This is a genomic window from Nocardia sp. NPDC051990 (assembly GCF_040680755.1).
GTDB lineage: Bacteria > Actinomycetota > Actinomycetes > Mycobacteriales > Mycobacteriaceae > Nocardia.
In genome coordinates this window covers 275,340-296,144 of the sequence record NZ_JBFAXH010000004.1, presented here as the reverse complement: position 1 = coordinate 296,144, position 20,805 = coordinate 275,340, and the positions used below count along the sequence as shown (strand labels likewise).

The following is a 20,805-nucleotide window of genomic DNA, read 5'->3' as shown; positions in this document are numbered from 1 at the left end:
GGGCCGATGACCGACCATGTGAGTATCGAAACCCGCCAGGCGTGGGTCGAGTTCCCGATCTTCGACGCCAAATCGCGGTCGCTGAAAAAGGCATTCCTCGGCAAGGCCGGCGGTGCGATCGGCCGCAATCAGTCCGATGTGGTGGTGGTCGAGGCGCTGCGCGACATTACTCTTTCGCTGAAAGAGGGCGATCGGGTCGGCCTGGTCGGACATAACGGCGCCGGCAAATCGACACTGCTGCGGCTGCTTTCGGGAATCTACGAACCCTCGCGCGGCAGCGCGCGCATCCGCGGCCGGGTGGCGCCGGTATTCGACCTCGGCGTCGGTATGGATCCGGAGATCTCCGGCTTCGAGAACATCATCATCCGCGGGCTTTTCCTCGGACAGACGCGCAAGCAGATGCTGTCGAAGATCGATGAGATCGCCGAATTCACCGAACTCGGCGAATATCTGTCGATGCCACTGCGCACCTATTCCACCGGTATGCGGGTGCGCCTGGCGATGGGCGTGGTGACCTCCATTGATCCGGAGATCCTGCTGCTCGACGAGGGGATCGGCGCGGTCGATGCGGAATTCATGAAGAAGGCTCGGATCCGGTTGCAATCACTGGTTGCCCGCTCGGGCATTCTGGTGTTCGCCAGCCATTCCAACGAATTCCTCGCCCAGCTCTGTGATACCGCCATGTGGGTCGACCACGGGCAGATCCGTTTGCGCGGCGGTATCGAAGAAGTGGTGCGCGCCTACGAGGGCCCGGACGCAGGCAATCACGTCGCCACCGTGCTGCGCGAAATGGAAGCGGAACGGAAAATGGGAACCGAGCGAGAACTGGAGCGGAATCAGGCGTGAGCGAGCGCAGCGAGCGAGCAATCGCCATGAGCGGTCAGGCTCCGGAGGAGCCGGCTCGCGTAACCACGGAGGGCCCCCCGATCATGCCAAATGGCTACAGCATGAGTGAGCCGACCGGGCAGAACGCTCCGATCGACGCGGGGCGTGAGACCCCGATCGACTCCGTGCCGGATTCCGATGCACCGACCTCGAGCGCCCCGGCCAACGATCCTGCGCCACCTCAGCCCGCGAACGACCCAGCACCACAAGCAACACCTCAGCCCGCGAACGACCCAGCACCACAAGCCGCGAACCCTCAGCCTGCGGATGACCAGGTGGCACCCATCCCGGACGACCTGGACGACTCCGACGACCCCTCCCCCGCACAGATCGCAGCCGCCCGCACCCCGGCGGGCACCGGCCCCGAGGCCAAAATCATCGCCGTGGTCGTCACCCACAAGCGCCGCGAACTGCTCGCCGAATCGCTGAAAGTCCTTGTCTCCCAGACCCGGCCGGTGGACCACCTGATCGTGGTCGACAATGCCAATGAATCCGAGGTCGCGGAGCTGGTCGCCCAGCAACCGGTCGAGGCCACCTACCTCGGCTCGGCGCACAATCTCGGCGGCGCGGGCGGTTTCGCGCTCGGCATGCTGCACGCGCTGACCCTCGGCGCGGACTGGGTGTGGCTGGCCGACGACGACGGCCGCCCCGACGGCTCGGAAGTGCTTGCCACACTGCTCGATTGCGCGGGCCGACACGGTCTGGTCGAGGTATCGCCGGTGGTCTGCGATATCGACGAGCCGGACCGCCTCGCCTTCCCGCTGCGCCGCGGCGTGGTCTGGCGGCGGCTACGTTCCGAACTAGGCGATGAAGACTTCCTGCCCGGCATCGCCTCGCTCTTCAACGGCGCACTGATCTCCGCCAAGGCGGTCGATCTGATCGGCGTGCCGGACCTGCGGCTATTCGTGCGCGGCGACGAGGTCGAGGTGCACCGCAGGCTGGTCCGCTCCGGTCTGCCGTTCGGCACCTGCCTACAGACGGCCTACCTGCACCCCAATGGCGCCGCCGAATTCAAGCCGATCCTCGGCGGCCGCATGCACACCCAGTATCCGGACGACCCGGTCAAGCGCTACTTCACCTACCGCAACCGCGGCTACCTCATGGCCCAGCCCGGTATGCGCAAACTGCTGCCCCAGGAATGGATTCGCTTCTCCTGGTTCTTCCTCGTCACCCGCCGCGACCCGGCCGGTCTGCGCGAATGGTTCCACCTGCGCAGCCTGGGCCGCAACGAGCAGTTCGGCAAGCCGGCCCCGGACGAGAAGACTTCGGGCGAGAATTAGATTGCGCAGCTTTGCGCACAGCCATGCCCGCTGGTGCGGATCTCGGCTGCGCGCGCCTCGAGGTCACCCTCGACCTGCCGCTGTTCGAGCCGGAGGAGTCCGAGGTCGGTTTCACGAACTGCACGGCGCGGCTGATGGTGGCGAGCGAGCAGCTCGGTTACGCGAAACTCCATCTGATCGGATTCGACGACTGCGTCAACCCCGTCGACTGGTCCGAGTGTCAGGGCGACAGACATCTGGCCGAGCTGGGCAATGCGGTGTTCGTTGTCCACGACGACCGTTCGTGGGACGTGCAGCGCCATGTGCGGGCTGTCCTGCCGCCTGAGGAGCCGGACTGGGCCGTGCTGGTGTCACAGGTAGACGTCGGCCACGGGCTTGCTGAACGGTATCCCGGCCTCGCTTCGGCCGTTCTGGATGCCGCTCTGGTCGGGGTTCGCCGGCCAGGGGTCATGTTCGCTGCGCTGCTTGCTGACGAACCTGAACACTTCGAGGGCATCGGGTTCACACGGTGCCCCGATGGGGATCCGCGATTGTCCGTCAAGAACATTCCCTGCTGACCGTACGCCGGCGCCGCTTCGACAGTTATTGCAAACTCGAACGGGAAAACGCCTGGATGGCAGCGCGATCGGATAAGCGATTGCAGGCCGAACGCGCCGAGGCGTGGCGCGATATCCGCAACCAGCAGCGGCAGTTCTACCAGGAGCGAGGTTCGCGGCGCTGATGCCGGCGCATCCCCAAGGCCGGGGTGCGGCAGGGCTAACCATCAGCGGCAAGCTGATGTCGCATCAGCACGGTAGGGTCGGCACGCAAACATCGCAATACGGGAGGGTTCCGATGAATTTCCCAGGCGGTTATCCGCCTCAAGGCCAGCCAGGGCAATGGCCCGGTCAGCCCGCATATGGTCAGCCGGCACCGCAGGGCGCGCCGAATCCCTACGGTGCGCCACCGCAATACGCGCCGCACGCAGGGCAGCCGGTCAGCCAACCGCAGGTGCCGCAACCGCCGTACGGCAGCCAGCCGCATATTCCGCAGCCGCAGTACGGCGGTCAGCCGCACCCCGCACCGCCGCAGCCGTACGGTCAGCCGCAGCCCTATGGGCAGCAGCCGTTCGGTCAGCCGCCCGTGCCGTATGGCCAGGCGGGTCCGCAGCAGGCACCGGCCGCGCCGGGCATCACCGTCGACGCCTCCTATGAGTGGTTCGCCTTCCTGTTGGCGATCACCAAGCCGAAGATCCTGATCAACGGTCAGCCGGTGCCGAATACGCGGTGGGGCCAAAACCACATTCCGGTCGGTCCGGGTCAGTACCACGTGCGGGTGACCACGCCCTGGCTGTTCGATATGGGCCCGGCGAATACGACGGCGTCGATCCAGGAAGGTCAGGGCGTGCGGTTCTACTACAAGCCGCCCGCGATCATCTTCCTCAACGGCGCCATCGGCCCGGTGCCGCAGAAGACGCCCGGCGCCATCTTCATCTACATCAGCTGGGCCATCGTGGCATTGATGATTCTGCTGAACATCGTGTTGATCGTTGGAGCCTCCACGATCTGACAGCGAAGAAAGGGCGTCGGGGTTCCGGCGCCCTTTCTCCGGCTACCCTATGCAACCAGTTGCATAGGATTCTGAGTTACGCTTAACGTGCACAACACCCGTCGGCGACTGCTCGCAGGGTCGCTCGAACGGGTCGGCACGGCCGCCGCGGGCGCACCCACTCGCGGCAGAGAAGACAGGAGCAGTCATGACGGAATCGGGATCGAAGCCGCTCGCGGGCAGGACGATGATCATGTCGGGCGGCAGCCGTGGCATCGGTCTGGAGATCGCCAAGCGAGCCGCCATGGACGGCGCGAATATCACCCTGATCGCGAAGACCGACCAACCGCATCCGAAGCTGCCCGGCACCATCCATACCGCGGCGGCGGAACTCGAGGCGGCGGGCGGCACGGTACTGCCCTTCGTCGGCGATGTGCGCATCGATGAGTCGGTCGCCGAGGCCGTGCGCCAGACCGTCGAGCGGTTCGGCGGCATCGATATCGTCGTCAACAACGCGTCCGCGATCGATCTGTCGCCCACCGACACCCTCTCGATGAAGAAGTACGACCTCATGCAGGACATCAACTGCCGCGGCAGCTTCCTGCTCGCCAAGCTCAGCATTCCCGCGCTGCGCGCATCGGCCGCGGCGGGCCGCAACCCGCACATCCTGACCCTGTCGCCGCCGCTCAACCTGGACCCGAAGTGGGCGGGTATGGCGCTCGGTTACACCATCGCCAAATACGGAATGTCGCTCACCACACTGGGTTTGGCCGAGGAGCTCAAGGGCGACGGTATCGCCGTCAACTCACTGTGGCCGCGCACCACCATCGCCACCGCCGCGGTCGAGAACCTGCTCGGCGGCGCGGAAATGATCGCCACCTCCCGCACCCCCGATATCTACGCCGACGCCGCCTACCTGGTCCTCACCTCGCCGTCGAAGGAGACCACCGGCAACTTCTTCCTCGATGACGAAGTCCTCGCCGCGCACGGCAGCACCGACCTGGACAAATACCGCGTCGTCCCCGGCGACGGCGAACTGACCACCGACCTCTTCCTCTGATCGTCGCGCTAGAAAGGTGGCTTACCCGGCCACCTTCGATCCGCCCGCCGCTACCGTTGAGATCGTGACTGGTACCTCGACCTTGGCCGCACTCTTCGAGCCGGAGCCCGAAGGGTGGGGGCTACGCGGAGATCCCTACCTGTGGCAAGAATTGCGGAGCCGGCTCGAGGCTCTCGGCCCACCGCCGACATCGGCCGAGGTGATCGCACTGCTGCACAACACCTTCGAGCAGATCGTCGGCTTGCGTCTCGACTCGAAAGACGCACCCGACAGCGTGTACCGATCGGAGTTCGCGCACGGCGGCATGTCGAGCGGGATGGTGAGTCTCGATGCCTGGCGGCGGGTATTGATGCCGCTACTGGAAGGGCGCGCTCGGCACCTGATCTCGGGCGCGCCTGGTACCGCCACGATCATCCTGCATCAGGGCGATATCACCGAGCAGCGAGTCGACGCGATCGTCAACGCGGCCAACTCTGCTCTGCTCGGCGGCGGGGGTGTCGACGGCGCAATTCATCGCGCTGGTGGGCCCGCGATTCTCGACGCGTGCCGCGATCTACGCGCGTCGCACTACGGCAAAGGGCTGCCCACCGGCCAGGCGGTCGCCACCACCGGGGGCAACATGTGGGCCCGATGGGTGATCCACACCGTCGGACCCGTTTGGTCCGCGACCGAGGACCGCTCCGCCCTCCTCGCCTCCTGCTACCGCGAATCCCTCCGAGTGGCAGACGAATTGGGCGCGCGAACAATCGCCTTTCCTGCCATCTCGACCGGCATCTACGGCTGGCCGATGGACGACGGCGCCCGCATCGCTACCGAAACGGTGTGCCACACACAAACATCCGTTCAAGAAGTCCGCTTCGTCCTCTTCGACGAGCGCGCGTACACCGCATTCGAAACCGCACTGCGCTGAGCATCGCCGCGCATGCGCGCGAAATGTCCGGGCAAATCAATGCGCGGCGCGCAAACCACTGCGCGCCGCACGGTCAGCACTCAGCCCTCAGTTCGGTTCGATGCCATAGAGGCGCTCCCAGTTTTCGCGGCTGGTGAGCTCCGGCATCGCGGCGCGGTACTGCCTGGTGAGGTTGGGGAGTTCGCGGCGGAGGCGGCGCAGGACGCGGATGGTGCGGATGAGCAGGGCACGAGCGCGCGCCTTGTCGCGCTGGCGAATCCGGACACCGGACTGCGAGGCGTCGGTGACCACGACGTGGTCGAAGAGCGAAACGTGCCACCAGTGCGCGTCCTCGCGGGTGATGCCGATCAGGCCGCGCTGGGTGCGTCCGGTCCACTGGGCGATGGCCCGCTTGATCAGCACCGCCGTGACCCGACTCGGTTCACCACCGGCACGGCGCAATTGGATATCGGCCGAGCGCACCGGCGGGGTCGCGGCCGGATGTTTGATGGTCTCGTCGTAATCGGAGCGGCTGGTGCGGGCGGTGGCCAGCGCGGCAATGCCACCGTCGCGCAGGATCTTCGGCCCCTGCAGGAAGTCCTCGATGCCCTGCAGCGTGGTGTGCACGAGGCCGTACTGCATGGCGACCAGATGTTCGGCCAGATTCCGGAACAGCTGGCGGGTAATGGCTTTGCCATCGAGATCGGTGTGCAGCGAACCGACAATCAACGAGTTGCGCGTGCTGAAGTAGCGCGCCCAGTCGTCGTAGTCCTTCCAGTAGAAGTCCGCGTGCCAGACCGCGGCATTCGGCAGCGTCACCGTGACGAACCCGTGCTCACGAGCCCGGATGCCGTACTCGACATCGTCCCACTGGAAGAAGATCGGCACCGGCAGCCCGATCTTGGCGACCACCTCGGCCGGGATCAGGCAGGTCCACCAGGCGTTGTAGCCGGCGTCGACGCGGCGCTCCTGGTTCTTCTTCAGCATGCTGGTGTTGCGCAGCGCCTTCGGCACCTTCTGGCCGTGCTTCAGTTCGTGCAGATGCACTTCCTCGGCGCCGACATTCAGGTAATCCGGGTTGAGCAGGAACAACATCTGCGCACCGACCAACGTCGGTGCCACGGTCATATTGGCGAAGGCATTGAGCCGCAAGACCGTTTCCGGTTCGCAGAGGATGTCGTCGTCCATCAGGATGACGTCGGCGTGCTCGTTGACCGCGGACACCTCGTAGAGGCCACGGGTAAAGCCACCCGCACCGCCGAGATTCGGCTGCCGGATGTACTGCAGCTTGTCACCGAAGATCGGCAGCGTCTCTTTGAAACGCGCCTGGTTCTCCACCAGATCGGTGCCCTGATCCACCACATAGACCGCGTCGATAGCCTCCAGAATCGGGGCGTCGGAGGCCAGCGCGGCCACCGTCTCGGCGCAGTCCGCGGCCCGGTTGAAGGTGCAGATCGCGATGGCGACGGGGCGCACGTGATCGGGCGCGGTAGCCGTCCAGGTCTGCGCGGAAATGCCGAGTTCGCCGCCGATGGCATCGAACTCGAGCCACAGCGCGCCGCCGTCGACGTACTGGTCCAGCGGTGCGGTCATGGTCAGCGGGCCGCTGGCGGTGAGCTCGGCGGTATCGATGATCCGGCGGTGCCCGGCGATATCGGAGGCGACCACTCGGACGCGGGCCCGGTTGGTCACATCGAGCACCATGGTCGCCCGTACCTCGGTGACCGTGGTCCAACGCTGCCAGTAGCTCGCCACGAACCGCCCGAAATAGGTATTGGTATGTGCGGATGCGCCCTTGTCCAGTCTCAGCTCCAAGCGTTCCCGATGGGCGCGACCCTTGACGACGGCATACAGCTCGTCACTCACCTTCGCCGACGGACCGGTGAAGATGCCGCGCTGCAGCACCAGCCGATCGGGCGCATGATGATCGACGCGCAGCGAGGCGGGCGCGGTCGAAGGTCGGTCATTTGTCTCGGTAACGGCCTGGGTAGCCGACTGATCCATGAAGTCCTCGAAATCGTTTTGGTGCCGACGGGACAGACACGCCCCTGGATGCCTTCGCGGCGGGTGCGAGGATACCAATTCGCCTCGGCAACTGCCTGTCCAGGAATCGGGGCGGCCCCGCTAGTTATGGTTGCTTGTCATTAGCTGATTTGTCCGAAGAACCGACGAATACGAATTTGTCGTAGGCAAAGTAGCGGAATACCACCGCGACGATCTGACCGATTAGCGTGCCGGAAATGTTGTCCGACAGCGGTGACGACAGGTCGAGCACATAGCGGGAGAACCCGAGGCAGCCCAGTTGCAGACCGATAGCGACCACATTGAAAAGGGCATAGAGCAGGTACTCGCGCCCCGGATTATCGGATTTCTTGTGGCCGAAGGTCCACCACTTGTTCCCGAAATAGGTCACCACGGTGGCCACCGCGATCGCGATGATCTTGGCGGGCAGCGGTGCGGGGTAAAGCACACCCTCGCCACCCCAGAACACCAGCAGGTTGTAGGTGCCCGCATCGACGAGGAAGCCGATCGCGCCGACCACCAGGAAGGCGCCGCCGCGCCGCAGTGCGGCGATCACCTTCGCGGTCAGTGGCTCGTCCGCCGGTTGTTCCTGGTCACCGATCGGCGACCTGTGCGGTGAGCCGGACCGTTCGGAGAAGGACACGGGCTGCTCAGGGTAAGACACTCGGCGACGGTACCCCAGTGGCTCGGCGAACCGAGTGCGCACCAATAGATATCGCCCTGTACCCTCCCGGTGTTCCCCATTCACCGCCGACATCGAGGATTGACCGGGTGGACTCCACCGAGCTCCGAATTGCCGCCGTGGTGCCATGCCACAACGAGGAGGCTTCGGTCGCCAAGGTCGTCGCCGACCTACAGGCCGCCGTGCCGGGAATCGTCGTCTACGTCTACGACAACCTCAGCACCGATGCGACCGCCGAGCGGGCCCGCGCGGCCGGTGCGATCGTGCGCCACGAGCGCACCAAGGGCAAGGGCAATGTGGTGCGCCGCGCCTTCGCCGATATCGAGGCCGATATCTATCTGATGATCGACGGCGACGACACCTACGAGGCGTCGGCCGCGCCGCTGATGATCAAGACGCTCCTCGATGGTCCGTACGATCATGTGCTCGGCGTCCGTAAACAGGACGAGGGTGCCTCGGCGTACCGCTCCGGCCACGAGACCGGTAACAAGGTGCTCAACGGCGTGGTCGGAAAGGTGTTCGGCGAGAACGTCGAAGATATGCTCAGCGGGTTCCGAGTGTTCTCGCGCCGGTTCGTGAAGAGCTTCCCTGCCGTTTCGCGCGAATTCGAGATCGAAACCGAGTTGACCGTGCATTCCCTGCATCTGCGGGTGCCGCAGACCGCGGTTCCGGTCGGCTTCCGCGATCGGCCCGCGGGCAGTGAGAGCAAGCTGCGCACCTACCACGACGGATTCAAAATCCTCGCGCTGATCATCGGCTTGGCCAGACATGAGCGGCCGGTCGCGTTCTACGGCTTGTTCGGCACGCTGAGCTGGCTGGTCTCGATCATCCTGACCATTCCGATCGTCGTCGAGTTCTACAACACCCATGAGGTGCCCCGGTTCCCGACGCTGTTCCTCGGTTTCACCCTGCTGCTGCTCGGCAGCCTGGCCTGGACCGCTGGTCTGATCCTTGATGGCATCCGACGCTCTCGGCACGAGGCCGCCCGGCTGGTCTACCTGCGCTACTCGGCAGTCGGCGCGGATGACGCGCATGGTGGTGGTGCGCGCCGCGGTGGAGCCGAGCGTTGACCACCTCGGCGGGTCGAACCGCAGCTGCAGCGACTTCCGAACCGAAGCGGACCGCAGCCGACGATGTCGCCGCGGCGGCACCCGAATCCGCTGCCGCCGAACCCGATTCGAGCACGCAGAATCCGGCCGCGACCAATGCGGCGCGCAATCTCGGACACCGGATCGTGGCCCGTTTCGGCGCGGCGACGGTCGCCTTCACCATCGTCGCCACGGTATTCGGTGCACTGTTCGCCTGGATAACCCCGCCGTTCTGGGGCCACGATGAAATCACCCAGTTCGGCCGTGCGTACCAGGTCGCGCACGGTGGCTTCACGCCGCAGCGGATCCACGACGATCGCGGCATCGCCTATGGCGGTGATGTGCCGATCAGCATTACCCAGTTGATGGGCTACGCGCTGCACGACTACACCACCAATCCGGAAGAGCCGGATCCGATGGTGGCCGATCCCGGCAGCTATGCCCGGATGGAGGGCGCTGCGGTCTCGAAGGCCGAGGAGCCGGTCTGGTTCACCAATACCGCGGCTTACTCGCCCGTGCCGTACATCCCTGCGGCCGTTGGCATTCGGGTCGCGGAGCTGTTCGGGCTGAATGTCGGCGCCATGCTGCTGCTGACCCGCCTCGCGGGCCTGGCCGTCTACCTCGCTCTGGCCGGTTTCGGCCTGTGGGCCCTGCGCGCACACCGGGCGCAGTGGCTGGCATTCACCGTCGCCGTGCTGCCGATCGCGATCTTCCAGGCGGGCACGATTACCGCCGACACGATGACCAACGCACTGGCCATTCTGGTTTCGGCCCTGCTGGTCAAGGCGCTGTTCCTGGGTGAAAGCCTCGGCCGCACGGAGACGGCGGCACTGTTGGGCGCGACCCTGCTGCTGCCGGTCAGCAAGCCGACCTATGTCCTGCTCGCCATGCTCGTGGTGCTGGTGCCGACGTCCCGGTTCGCCTTCGGCGGCGCGTCCGGCTGGAAGCGGTTCATCCCATGGGGTTTCGCCGCAACCGGCGCGCTGGCCTTCGCGGTCTGGATGAAGATCGCCGCACCGACCGGCGACGGAATGGGCCTGATGCGCCCGCAGCACCAATGGAATTCGGTGCGTCCGGGCGATCAGCTGCACGGAATCCTCACCGACCCGGTGAATTTCGTGAACACCTTCGGCGAGAGCATCGCACTGCGCGATCAGCGGTGGTTCAGCCAGTTCTTCGGTGAACTCGGCTTCGCCTACATCGACGTCCCCGCGTTGTCGATGCTGGCCTGCCTGCTCGCCTTCGCGGTCAGCGTCGGCATCGCGGATCGGATGAATACCGCGACCGCCACCTTCCGGCGCACGCTGATCGTCGCACTGACGATGCTCGCCAGCGTCGCGATGATCTACGTGACGCTGTACATGTCGTTCACACCGGTCGGCTACTACATCATCGACGGCGTCCAGGGGCGGTACTTTGTGCCATTGGCGATCGTCGCACTGGTGGTGCTGCTGCGTTGGATGCCGTTGCGGCTCACCGATGTCCGCGGCCAGACCCCGACCAAGGGCCCGGCCATCGCCGTCATCGGGGCCACAGTGGTCGCGCTGATCGCCGCGCTCTGGAAGTACTACTCGATCGTCTGGGGCTGACCGGCCCTCAGGCGTCGAGGGTGGTTTCGCCCGCCTCGGCGTAGGCGCGCTCGGTCGTGGCTTTGGCCGGACGCCACCAGGATTCGTTGTCGCGGTACCACTGAATGGTCGCGGCGAGTCCGGCACCGAAGTCGGAATAGCGTGGCGTCCAATCGAGTTCGGTGCGCAGTAGCGTTGCATCGATCGCATAGCGCTGATCGTGACCCGCCCGGTCGGTGACAGGATCGAAATCGTCCGGATCGCGGTCGAAGGCCGCGAGGATCATCCGCACCACGGACTTGTTGTCGAGTTCACCGTCCGCGCCGATCAGATAGGTCTGCCCGATTCGCCCACGCTCCAGGATGTCCCACACCGCGCGGTTGTGATCGTCGACGTGGATCCAGTCGCGCACCTGATGTCCGGCACCGTAGAGCCGCGGCCGCACACCGTCGATGAGGTTGGTGATCTGGCGCGGGATGAACTTCTCCACATGCTGATACGGCCCATAGTTGTTGCTGCAGTTGGAGATTGTCGCGCGTACGCCGAACGAGCGGGTCCAGGCGCGCACCAGCAGATCGCTCGAGGCCTTGGTGGCCGAGTAGGGGCTGGACGGGTTGTAGGGGGTGTTCTCGTCGAACGCGGGCCCGTCCGGCGCGAGATCGCCGTAGACCTCGTCGGTGGAGACATGGTGGTAGCGCACGTCGTGGCGGCGCACCGCTTGCAGCAGCGAGTAGGTACCGACGATATTGGTCTGCACGAACGGCCAAGGTTCGGCGAGGGAGTTGTCGTTATGCGATTCGGCGGCGAAGTGGACCACGGCGTCGACACCGGAGACGAGCTCGTCGACCAGATCCAGATCGGCGATATCACCGTGCACGAAGTCGATGCGGTCGGCCACCGGCTCGAGCGAGGCCCGGTTTCCCGCGTAGGTCAAAGCGTCAAGGACGGCTACGGTGGCGTCGGGACGCTCGGCCACGGTCTGTTGGACGAAATTCGCACCGATGAACCCGGCTCCGCCGGTTACGAGCAGTCGCACCCCATGACCTTACGTCGCCCGCGCGGCTTGATCCGTTCGACCATGCTCACCTGCGCTATCAGGGTTAAATTTGTGATGTTTATCACAGCGAACGAGCGTAAAGGAAAAGACGCGTGTTCAGTTCTTTCTGAAAGACCATGGTCAGCGTGCACATTTCAAATAACCCACCAAGCCGCGAGACGCGATGGTGAACAAAATTTGAATTAACGGTCACAACCGGTTCACCACGCGTTAGCTGGTCTAGATTTCGATCGTCTAGTCCCCTTCGAACGCTTCACATCGAGGTCCAAAACAAAATGCTGATGAGGAAATTCGCCGCGACTTCGGCCCTGCTGATCGCCGCCATGGGCATCACCGCGGGAACCGTCCACGCGGAACCGGCGGAGTCCGCCGACGCCCCGATCAACTTCACCGCGAACTCGACCGACACCCAGTCGATCATCTCGATCGACTCCGGCTCGCTGGTGGTCGAGGACAACGCCCTCAAGATCAAGGCCGCCAACGGCACCACCGTCGCGGGCACCCCGCTCACCTTCCGCGTCGACGAATTCGAATTCCCGATCGCCGCGGACATCGCCGACCACACCGCCACCCTCACCCCGCAGCTCGACATGGCGAAGGCCACCTACAAGCCGGTCGCCCTGCCGTTCGAGGACAAGGCTCCCTGGAAGTCCGAGTACGACCGTGAGCAGGCCGCCTTCAACCGTTTGAAGGACACCATCGGTATGGGCGCCACCATCGGCACCCTGGTCGGCGGTCTCGGTGGCGGCGCCGTCGGCTGCGTCCTCGGTGGTATCGCCGGTGCGACCGTCGCCTCGGCCACCATCATCGGTCTGTTCGGTCCGTTCATCCCGGCCGCGGCCATCGGCTGCCTCGGCGGCATCATCGCCATCGGTGCGCTGGGCACCCTGGCCGGTCAGATCCTGATCACGGCTCCGGTCGCGATCGGTGCGGCGATCCAGTACTTCGCCACCACCTCCGCGCCGTTCGTCGCGCCGGCGCCGGCGAAGTAAGTCGGACCGGCTCCACACAACTGAAAACGAGCCCAGGAAACCCCGCCCGTCATCGATCGGGCGGGGTTTCCGCTGCTCATCGCCGTTCGACCGAAATGGCCGGGTGGCATTTGCGCGTGAGATAGAGCCGTGATATAAGCCGGGCACGGAGCAACTTCAACCCTCGAAAAGGTGAACAAAAGGTAAATCGAATTGAACGCTGAATAGCGATCCGCGTGCACTCCACAAGCGAATTCTCCGAATAGCAGATGGGAACTCTCGGCGCGGTTTCTTACAAAAGAACTTCGCACCGGACAGCCGCCGAAGGGCGTGGTCCGGGTGCGGGGTTCGCGACTCGTCCAGCCGATCCAGGTCACGCCGTCCGAGCCCGCTGCGGCTGCTCGAGCCGAGCGCGCACGAACCGGGAGACCCGGGCCAGCGCCATCCTGCTCTCGGGCAGATTCGGGGCGATCGCCATGAAGGCATGCACCTGGCCGCGCCAGATCTCCAGTGCGTTCGGCACACCGGCCGCGGTCAGCCTGCGGGCCATGAGTTCGCAGTCATAGCGCAGCACTTCGTCTTCGGCGGCGATCAGCAATACCGGCGGCAAACTTGCCAAGGCACCGTTGACCGGCGACACCAGCGGATCCAACACCCCGTCCACCTCGGCGCCGATCCGCACCACCGCCTCCAGTGCGGACAGCGGCAGATAGGGATCGCGCGCGACATTCATATAGTCACGCTTGGCGGCGTAATCCAGATCGAGCAGTGGACTCAGCCCGATCAGCCCGCCGGGGGACGCCAGCCCGGACTCGAGCGCGCGCAGTGCGGTGGCGAAGGCGAGGAACCCGCCCGCCGAATCGCCCGCGAACATGATCCTGGCGGGGTCCGCACCGTGCCGCAGCAGCCAGCGGTAGGCGGTCAGGCAGTCTTCGATCGCAGCGGCGACACTGTTCCCGGGCAATTGGCGGTAGTCGACATTGACCACCGGCAGCCCGGTGCGCCGGGCCAGGCTGGCCGCGATCGGGCGATGAGTGTCGAGACCGCAGATAGCGAAGCCGCCACCGTGCAGGTACAGCACCGCGCCGTGCCGCAGGGCGCGCGAACCTCCCGACGGACGCAGGATCTCCATCCGAAAACCGTTCAGCACCACCTGTTCCCGATCGACACCGCGCGGCCGCGGCCGCAGCCGCGCCAGCCCATCGATCGCCGCGGCGCCGATCGGGATGGTCGTCCGGCTCACCGGAAACATCCGCAGCACCGGCCGCACCGCACCGAGGCAGGTCGCCAGCAGCAGTCGGGCCGATGCGCTCGGACCATCCGGATTCATCAACAGACCGGGATCACCCGCGTCGAATTCACTCCCGCCGATCGCCACCATCGCGCACCTACCTCACAACTGGCGCGCCGAATCCGACCGAACGGTTCTCCAGGCGAGAGTCGACGCTGACATCTCACACACAGCATTTCAGAACACCATGTGCACGTGACCTACGCAACACATATCGCCCGCCGCGCCGGATAACCAAACGTTCGTGATCAATTTGTAGGCGAGTCGCAACACCCCCGAAGCCCAGCCTCGCCGACGCCGAGTGTGATGCGCCTGGCAGACTCGGGGACCATGCGCGGAATCATCTTGGCCGGTGGCACCGGATCCCGGTTGCATCCGATCACGCGCGGGGTGAGCAAACAGCTGGTCCCGGTCTATGACAAACCGATGGTCTACTACCCGCTGTCGACGCTCATGCTGGCGGGCATCAGGGACATCCTGGTGATCACCACCCCGGAGGACGCCGACACGTTCACCCGCCTACTCGGCGACGGCTCGCGGTTCGGCGTCTCGATCACCTATGTCGTGCAACCGGAACCGGACGGACTCGCCACGGCGTTCGTCCTCGGCGCCGAGCATATCGGCGGCGAATGCGCCGCACTGGTGCTCGGCGACAATATCTTCCACGGACCGGGACTCGGCACCAGCCTGGAACGCTTCACCGCGATCGACGGCGGCGCGGTCTTCGCGTACTGGGTCTCCGATCCGACCGCCTATGGCGTCGTCGAATTCACCGAGGGCCGAGCGGTTTCGATCGAGGAGAAGCCCAAGGTGCCGCGGTCCAACTACGCCATCCCCGGGCTGTACTTCTATGACAACGATGTCGTGGAGATCGCGCGCGGGCTGCGACCATCGGCGCGCGGCGAATATGAGATCACCGATATCAATCGCGCCTATCTGGAACAGGGTCGGCTGCAGGTCGATGTACTCGCCCGCGGCACCGCCTGGCTGGATACCGGAACCTTCGATTCGCTGCTGGACGCCGCCAACTACGTGCGCACCATCGAACAGCGGCAGGGCCTGAAAATCGGTGTGCCGGAAGAGGTCGCGTGGCGGCAGGGCTTCATCGACGACGAACAGCTGTGCGCGCTGGCCGAACCGATGGTTCGCTCGGGCTACGGGACTTACCTGCTCGATCTGCTCGAGCGCGGACGGGATTGGTGAGCGATGGAGTTCCGTGAACTCGCCGTGCCGGGGGCATGGGTGATCACCCCGCGCCAATTCGGCGACGAGCGCGGCATGTTCTGCGAATCGTTCAAGGCCTCGGAATTCGAGAAGGTGACCGGTCGTCCGTTCGATCTGCGTCAGGTCAACTGCTCGGTCTCGGCGGCCGGGGTGCTGCGCGGCATCCACTACACCGAGGATCCGCCGGGGCAGGCCAAGTATGTGACCTGTGTGCGCGGTGCGTTCCTCGATGTCGTTGTCGATCTGCGACCAGGGTCACCCACCTACGGACGCTGGGACAGCGTGGTACTCGACGATGTCGATCGGCGCTCGATGTACCTGTCCGAGGGCCTCGGTCACGCGATCCTGTCGCTGGCGGACCACTCCACCGTCACCTATCTCTGTTCGATCGAGTACACGCCCGAATTCGACCGGGATATGGATGCCTTCGATCCCCGGCTGGGCATCGAATGGCCGAAGGTCGGTCTGAACGGTCAGCCGCTGACCTACATCCGGTCCCCGAAAGACGCTGCCGCTGCGCCCTTCTCGTAAAACACCGAACGTCACCGCCCCCGATGAGGGAGGGAGCGGTGACGTTCGACTTACCGTCGGCGGAGGGGATTCAGCCGACGAGCTCCAATTCCGGCTCCTGCGCCGGCGCCTTGGCGCGCTTGGGCAGGTAGGCCGTCAGTGCGATCAGCGCGCCGACAATGGCCACACCCGCGGCGAATTCCAGTCCGGGCCGGAAGTTGTCGAGCACCGCGGACGGCGTGCTCGCGTGGTGGTCGCCCGAGGAGATGATCGCGGTATTCACCGCGAGCACGATGGCCGCGCCGACCTGCATGGAGGTCTGCAGCACACCGGCCGCCAGCCCCTGCTCATCGTCATCGATTCCGTTGGTCGCCTGAATATTGATGGCGGGGAAGCCGACCCAGCCGATGCCGATCAGCATTACCGCCGGCAGGATCATCGTCGGATACGACGGGGTGGTGTCGAGCCGCAGGAACAGCAGGTAGCCGATGGCCATCACGACCATGGTGATCGCGATGATCGGCCCGGTGCCGAACCGGTCGACGAGCTTATCGGAGAAGAATGCCGACGCGACGACCAGCAGACCGACCGGAAGCAGCGCCATCGCCAGCTTCAGCGGCGACCAGCCCAATGCGTCCTGCAGGTACAGGGTCACGATGAACTGCCAGCTGAAGTATGAACCCGCCACCGCGATGATCGCGAGGCTGGCCCGGACCAGCGTCACCTTGCGCAGGATGCCGAGGCGAATCAGCGGGTACCTGACCTTCTTCTCCACCGCGACGAATCCGGCGAACAGCACCGCGGCGCCGACGAACGAACCGATGGTACGCGCCGAACCCCAGCCCACCTCGGGCGCGGCAACCACGGTGTAGACCAGCAGCAGCATGCCCACGGTGGACAGCAGTGCGCCGAGGATGTCGTGTCCGCCCTCCTCGGCGGCCTCGTCCTTGGGGACGAGCATCCAGGCCGCGGCCAATGCGGCGAGCGCGATCGGCACCGGAAGCAGGAAGGTCCAGCGCCAGCCGAAGCCGGTCATCAGACCGCCGAACAGCAGGCCCATCGAGTAGCCGCCCGCACCGAACACGGTGTAGATGGACAGCGCCTTATTGCGGGCCGGGCCCTCGGCGAAGTTGGTGGTGATGATGGACAGACCAGTCGGGGCGGTGAAGGCCGCGGCCAGGCCCTTGATGAAGCGGGTCAGGATCAGCAGCGGACCGGACGTCACCAGACCGCCCGCCAGCGAAGCCAGCGCGAAGACGGCGAGTGCGATCAGGAAGACCTTGCGCCGCCCGAGCAGATCGGCGGTGCGACCGCCGAGCAACAGCAGGCTGCCGTAACCGAGCACATAGCCGCTGACCAGCCACTGCAGGGTTCCAGTTGACAGATCCAATTCGGCGCCGATGGACGGCAGTGCCACGCCGATCATCGAAACGTCGAGACCATCGAGGAACAACACGATGCAGAGGGTGATCAGCATGCCCCAGAGCCGGGTGGACCATCTGATCGGATCGGTCGCCGTCGCGGCCGAAACGGTTGCTGCAGAAGTCATGGGCGGAACATTACATGCGTCGACATTAAATGTCAACACATTTAATGTGATTGCATAGGCTCGTGCGGAGCACTAGGATGAGGCCATGTCGAAGCCGTCGACAACACGATTACCGGGGCGCAATGTGGCGCCCACCGGGTTGGTCGCCGAGTGGCGTGAGCTGCTCGACCGGCACGCCGCCGTGAGCTGTGCGCTCGAGAAGGAGCTACAGGGCAAACACGACATCGGCCTCAGCGAATTCGAGACGCTGGACCGACTGGTCGACGCTGCCTGCGGCGACTATCGGATGAGCGATCTGGCCAACGACATCTATCTGAGCCAGAGCGCACTCTCCCGCGCGGTGGCGCGACTGGAGCGCGACGGCCTGGTTACCCGCAGCATGTGCGCCGACGATCGCCGCGCGATCTTCGTATGTCTGACCGAGAAGGGTCGCGAGGTTTACGAGTCGGCGCAGCCGACCCATCGCGAGGTGCTCGAGCGGGCCTGGGGTAGCCGGCAGGGCAGCTGACGCCGCTAGCCGCGTAGCGATCCGCGTCGTCCCGACCACGACGGAGCGAGTCTCACGGGCGCGGAGTTCACGGCCCGTCCCACATCCGCGCGAAGCCGCGGCCATCGACTCAGCCGAGTCGTCGAAGCACGGGCACGAATCTCGACACCCGCGCACCAGGTGCCGAACGCCCCTCCATCAGCCACCACAACGGAGCGAGTCTTACGAGCGAGGAGTTCGCGGCCCGTCTCGCGTCCGAGTCGTCGAAGCGCATGCGCCGCAGGCGCGGCAAATTAGACACAGCGCGCTTCCTCGATGCTGGTGCGCGCATCCACCGCGACCGCCTTGATGTTCGCGAAAGCCGTTCGGTAGCGCTCGATTTCGTGTTCCTTGTCCAGATACACCGGGCCGGTGAACGCCTCGACGTAAACCACCGGCGGCTCCCGTAGCTCCACCTGCGCCGTATCGGCGAATTCGAGCAGCACGAACGGTCCCGAATCCATGCCGTCGTGATAGCCGGAATCCGAAGGCACCATCTGGATTCGCACATTCGGCAGGTCGCACATGCGCCGCAGGTGCGCGAGCTGTTCGACGGTCACCTCGGCACCGCCGACCCGCCGCCACAGCACCGACTCGCTGATCACCACATCCAGATGCAGCGGCGAATCCGTGCGGGTAAGCAACGCCTGCCTGGCCATCCGCAGCTGCACCCGACGGTCGATGTCGGTCTCCGCGGCCTCCGGGCGTGCGGACTTCAGCAGCGCGCGGGTGTACGCCTCGGTCTGCAACAGTCCGGGGATCAGCTCGTTCTCATAGGTGGCCAGGGTACGCGCGGCCTCCTCGAGACCGAGGTATAGCTCGAAACCCTCGGCGATCACATCGGCGTAGCCAGTCCACCAACCTCTGGCCTTGGTCTCCTTGGCCAGCGCAGTCAGCGGTTCGACGAGATCGGTTGGCGCACCGTAGATCTTGCACATGGCCTCGACGTCGAGGCTGCGCAGTGAGGTCTGTCCGGTTTCGATCCGCCAGATCTTGGCCTCGGACCATTCGAGCTGCTGGGCCGCCATCCGAGTGGTCATCCTGGCCCGATTGCGCAGATCACGCAGATGCCGGCCGAGTTGCCTGCGCGGCATGGTCGATCCAGTGGTGCCCTGCGGTAAAGCCATGCTTCCCCCTTGTGATTGCCGAACCGCATTGTGTCACAGCAAATCTGACACAGGTCACGATGGACGTCCCAGGTACGCCAACAGCGCAATAGCGATAAACAGGTTCTCGAAGCCTGCGATCGGGAAACTCAGCCCTTCCTACTTGCATGCGCCGCGCTTTCGCCAAACGGCAGAACTGCACGGTGCGATCGTCTTCGGAGAGTTGGTGGACCGGCTCGGCGACATCGCCAGAGCGCCTGGAACAGCTCGTCGGCGAGATCGGCGATGCGCTCGACCTTGGTCGCCAGCTCGGACGCCTTCTCCAGGAACTCGAGCAGCAGGCGGACGACGGCTGATGGTCGGGCCGAGCGGTATCGCGATCAAGGCGGCCAGCACGCCCAGCACCGCGCAGAACCTGCCACATCAGCACCGTCAGCGCGATCGCGATGCCGGCCGCGAAGGCCGGACCGAGCAGGTAGGCAATTGGTGGCAGCGTCCTGGTCGCGGGGCGTTGGAATTGCACGTCGAGCAGACCGCGGGTGGCATCGGCACTCCAGGCCCGCGGACTTTCGAAGGGGGCGGGTTCGGCCTCCGCGGTGCGCGAGAACCGTTTGGCGCGGTCTCTTTCCCAGCGATCCAGCCTGATTCGGTTTCGAATTCCGGTGCTCCGACACTATTGGACTCATCGGATTCGCCCGTCGACCCTGTCGAATCACTTCGCGATGCCGCATGTCCGCCCGTCGCCGACCGCTGCCCCCCATCGAATCGCGACGCGATGCTCACTCATATGGCGATCCTTCCGCCAATCCGATACCCCGCCAATAGGAGTGGATTCACCTGAGCAGGTGCGGGCCGCCGCAATGTGCGAGCGGACCTGCCTCGGTGCGGTGGCGCGGCCCATTAAAAGGAGATGTTTCAGTGATAGCCGATCACTACCGGGTGAGATGAATCCGACAGTCACCAAGATCTTTTGTACAACCCGTAACACCCACCCCACCCCGCCCCGATACCACCCACGTATGCAGGACCCAGAACTATCGGGGAATGGAGAAAGACAGTGCGCACCACGTTTCCGACTTCCGCATCGGCGGCAGATATGACTGCCGCGGCGCAGGACTACATCCAGCGCGGGTGGACGATCGCTGAAACGACCAACGGAATCTGCCTGATCACGGACGAGGATCTGTCCGGTATCGAGATCAGCGGCGAGTTGGCCGGCGAGGTTCGCCGGTTCCTGCGCGCGAACAACCTGACCGGTCCGGTTATCGAGATTCCGGGCGCCGAGCGTCGCGAGGTCCACTTGGTCACCGGCCTCAACAAGGCCGCGATGGCGGTGGCGGCACTGCGCGAGGCGGGCGTCACCGTCTACACCGACGGTGCCGGCATCCCGCTGCCCCCCACCCAGCTCACCACCGGCGAGGCTTGCTGGGGCGTGGCTCCGGGCGAGGCGCGCTGGATCCCGCCGGTCGTCGCGATCGGCGCCGCGGTTCGCTCGGCCCTCTCGCGTCGCACGACCGTCAACGCCAACACCGTCGTCGCCTGCTGACAAGGCGTCCTCGTCGGGCGGGGT

The 20,805-nt window shown here is 65.3% G+C and carries 20 protein-coding genes; 14 read left to right on the top strand and 6 right to left on the bottom strand.

Features of this window, described 5'->3' with window-relative positions:
- Positions 1–6: 6 nt before the first annotated feature.
- The 6 genes from AB0L63_RS10435 to AB0L63_RS10410 all read left to right on the top strand — a co-directional run bounded on the left by AB0L63_RS10435 (position 7) and on the right by AB0L63_RS10410 (position 5,662).
- Positions 7–846, top strand: coding sequence for an ABC transporter ATP-binding protein (locus AB0L63_RS10435; protein WP_364388457.1), 840 nt, complete (start codon positions 7–9; stop codon positions 844–846).
- Positions 847–1,214: 368 nt separating this feature from the next.
- Positions 1,215–2,165 (top strand): glycosyltransferase family 2 protein, encoded by a 951-nt coding sequence (locus AB0L63_RS10430; protein ID WP_364498199.1) that lies wholly within the window; start codon positions 1,215–1,217, stop codon positions 2,163–2,165.
- 11 nt (positions 2,166–2,176) lie between these two features.
- Positions 2,177–2,722 (top strand): hypothetical protein, encoded by a 546-nt coding sequence (locus AB0L63_RS10425; RefSeq protein ID WP_364497549.1) that lies wholly within the window; start codon positions 2,177–2,179, stop codon positions 2,720–2,722.
- A 277-nt stretch (positions 2,723–2,999) separates the two neighbouring features.
- Complete coding sequence (locus AB0L63_RS10420; protein ID WP_364497546.1) at positions 3,000–3,713, top strand: hypothetical protein; 714 nt, start codon at positions 3,000–3,002, stop codon at positions 3,711–3,713.
- Positions 3,714–3,900: 187 nt separating this feature from the next.
- Positions 3,901–4,752, top strand: coding sequence for an NAD(P)-dependent oxidoreductase (locus AB0L63_RS10415; protein WP_364497544.1), 852 nt, complete (start codon positions 3,901–3,903; stop codon positions 4,750–4,752).
- A 349-nt stretch (positions 4,753–5,101) separates the two neighbouring features.
- Positions 5,102–5,662: an O-acetyl-ADP-ribose deacetylase gene (locus tag AB0L63_RS10410; RefSeq protein WP_364498196.1), complete on the top strand. Its 561-nt coding sequence runs from the start codon at positions 5,102–5,104 to the stop codon at positions 5,660–5,662.
- An 87-nt stretch (positions 5,663–5,749) separates the two neighbouring features.
- Here AB0L63_RS10410 and AB0L63_RS10405 read toward each other — a convergent pair whose 3' ends face one another.
- Together AB0L63_RS10405 and AB0L63_RS10400 are read right to left on the bottom strand one after the other, a co-directional pair.
- On the bottom strand, positions 5,750–7,645 hold the full coding sequence (locus AB0L63_RS10405; RefSeq protein WP_364497541.1) for a glycosyltransferase: 1,896 nt from the start codon (positions 7,643–7,645) through the stop codon (positions 5,750–5,752).
- A gap of 124 nt (positions 7,646–7,769) precedes the next feature.
- Positions 7,770–8,327: a GtrA family protein gene (locus tag AB0L63_RS10400; protein ID WP_364497539.1), complete on the bottom strand. Its 558-nt coding sequence runs from the start codon at positions 8,325–8,327 to the stop codon at positions 7,770–7,772.
- Positions 8,328–8,434: 107 nt separating this feature from the next.
- Here AB0L63_RS10400 and AB0L63_RS10395 point away from each other — a divergent pair, with 107 nt between their 5' ends.
- Positions 8,435–9,415, top strand: coding sequence for a glycosyltransferase (locus AB0L63_RS10395; protein ID WP_364497536.1), 981 nt, complete (start codon positions 8,435–8,437; stop codon positions 9,413–9,415).
- Positions 9,412–11,022, top strand: a complete 1,611-nt coding sequence (locus AB0L63_RS10390; RefSeq protein ID WP_364497533.1) for a DUF2142 domain-containing protein — start codon at positions 9,412–9,414, stop codon at positions 11,020–11,022. Before AB0L63_RS10395 ends, AB0L63_RS10390 begins: the two co-directional genes overlap by 4 nt.
- 7 nt (positions 11,023–11,029) lie before the next feature.
- On the opposite strand, the gene rfbB is transcribed toward AB0L63_RS10390, so the two are convergent.
- On the bottom strand, positions 11,030–12,037 hold the full coding sequence (rfbB, locus tag AB0L63_RS10385) for a dTDP-glucose 4,6-dehydratase (protein ID WP_364497531.1): 1,008 nt from the start codon (positions 12,035–12,037) through the stop codon (positions 11,030–11,032).
- Positions 12,038–12,333: 296 nt separating this feature from the next.
- On the opposite strand from rfbB, the gene AB0L63_RS10380 reads away from it, so the two are divergent.
- Positions 12,334–13,050 (top strand): hypothetical protein, encoded by a 717-nt coding sequence (locus AB0L63_RS10380; protein WP_364497528.1) that lies wholly within the window; start codon positions 12,334–12,336, stop codon positions 13,048–13,050.
- A 352-nt stretch (positions 13,051–13,402) separates the two neighbouring features.
- Here AB0L63_RS10380 and AB0L63_RS10375 read toward each other — a convergent pair whose 3' ends face one another.
- Positions 13,403–14,407, bottom strand: coding sequence for an alpha/beta hydrolase (locus AB0L63_RS10375; RefSeq protein ID WP_364497525.1), 1,005 nt, complete (start codon positions 14,405–14,407; stop codon positions 13,403–13,405).
- 243 nt (positions 14,408–14,650) lie between these two features.
- Between AB0L63_RS10375 and rfbA the strand changes: the two genes are divergently transcribed.
- Positions 14,651–15,523, top strand: coding sequence for a glucose-1-phosphate thymidylyltransferase RfbA (rfbA, locus tag AB0L63_RS10370; protein WP_364497522.1), 873 nt, complete (start codon positions 14,651–14,653; stop codon positions 15,521–15,523).
- A 3-nt stretch (positions 15,524–15,526) separates the two neighbouring features.
- Positions 15,527–16,075 (top strand): dTDP-4-dehydrorhamnose 3,5-epimerase family protein, encoded by a 549-nt coding sequence (locus AB0L63_RS10365; RefSeq protein ID WP_364497519.1) that lies wholly within the window; start codon positions 15,527–15,529, stop codon positions 16,073–16,075.
- A 70-nt stretch (positions 16,076–16,145) separates the two neighbouring features.
- Here the strand turns inward: AB0L63_RS10365 and AB0L63_RS10360 are convergent, their stop codons facing one another.
- On the bottom strand, positions 16,146–17,603 hold the full coding sequence (locus tag AB0L63_RS10360; protein ID WP_364497516.1) for an MFS transporter: 1,458 nt from the start codon (positions 17,601–17,603) through the stop codon (positions 16,146–16,148).
- Positions 17,604–17,688: 85 nt separating this feature from the next.
- Between AB0L63_RS10360 and AB0L63_RS10355 the strand changes: the two genes are divergently transcribed.
- Positions 17,689–18,111: a MarR family transcriptional regulator gene (locus AB0L63_RS10355; RefSeq protein ID WP_364497513.1), complete on the top strand. Its 423-nt coding sequence runs from the start codon at positions 17,689–17,691 to the stop codon at positions 18,109–18,111.
- Positions 18,112–18,383: 272 nt separating this feature from the next.
- On the opposite strand, the gene AB0L63_RS10350 is transcribed toward AB0L63_RS10355, so the two are convergent.
- Entirely contained in the window at positions 18,384–19,256 is an 873-nt protein-coding gene (locus AB0L63_RS10350; RefSeq protein WP_364497511.1) for a helix-turn-helix transcriptional regulator, read from the bottom strand.
- A gap of 146 nt (positions 19,257–19,402) precedes the next feature.
- Between AB0L63_RS10350 and AB0L63_RS10345 the strand changes: the two genes are divergently transcribed.
- Positions 19,403–19,591: a hypothetical protein gene (locus AB0L63_RS10345; RefSeq protein ID WP_364497509.1), complete on the top strand. Its 189-nt coding sequence runs from the start codon at positions 19,403–19,405 to the stop codon at positions 19,589–19,591.
- Between the two features lie 701 nt (positions 19,592–20,292).
- Positions 20,293–20,781 (top strand): hypothetical protein, encoded by a 489-nt coding sequence (locus tag AB0L63_RS10340; RefSeq protein ID WP_364497506.1) that lies wholly within the window; start codon positions 20,293–20,295, stop codon positions 20,779–20,781.
- Positions 20,782–20,805: the final 24 nt, after the last annotated feature.

Bases quoted from the DNA above. Each gene is read 5' to 3' on its own strand.
- AB0L63_RS10420 (WP_364497546.1), top strand. From the start codon at position 3,000: ATGAATTTCCCAGGCGGTTATCCGCCTCAAGGCCAGCCAGGGCAATGG.
- AB0L63_RS10435 (WP_364388457.1), top strand. From the start codon at position 7: ATGACCGACCATGTGAGTATCGAAACCCGCCAGGCGTGGGTCGAGTTC.
- AB0L63_RS10410 (WP_364498196.1), top strand. From the start codon at position 5,102: ATGCCGCTACTGGAAGGGCGCGCTCGGCACCTGATCTCGGGCGCGCCT.
- AB0L63_RS10405 (WP_364497541.1), bottom strand. From the start codon at position 7,645: ATGGATCAGTCGGCTACCCAGGCCGTTACCGAGACAAATGACCGACCT.
- AB0L63_RS10350 (WP_364497511.1), bottom strand. From the start codon at position 19,256: ATGGCTTTACCGCAGGGCACCACTGGATCGACCATGCCGCGCAGGCAA.
- AB0L63_RS10355 (WP_364497513.1), top strand. From the start codon at position 17,689: ATGTCGAAGCCGTCGACAACACGATTACCGGGGCGCAATGTGGCGCCC.
- AB0L63_RS10360 (WP_364497516.1), bottom strand. From the start codon at position 17,603: ATGACTTCTGCAGCAACCGTTTCGGCCGCGACGGCGACCGATCCGATC.
- AB0L63_RS10365 (WP_364497519.1), top strand. From the start codon at position 15,527: ATGGAGTTCCGTGAACTCGCCGTGCCGGGGGCATGGGTGATCACCCCG.
- AB0L63_RS10380 (WP_364497528.1), top strand. From the start codon at position 12,334: ATGCTGATGAGGAAATTCGCCGCGACTTCGGCCCTGCTGATCGCCGCC.
- AB0L63_RS10345 (WP_364497509.1), top strand. From the start codon at position 19,403: ATGCGCCGCGCTTTCGCCAAACGGCAGAACTGCACGGTGCGATCGTCT.
- AB0L63_RS10415 (WP_364497544.1), top strand. From the start codon at position 3,901: ATGACGGAATCGGGATCGAAGCCGCTCGCGGGCAGGACGATGATCATG.
- rfbA (WP_364497522.1), top strand. From the start codon at position 14,651: ATGCGCGGAATCATCTTGGCCGGTGGCACCGGATCCCGGTTGCATCCG.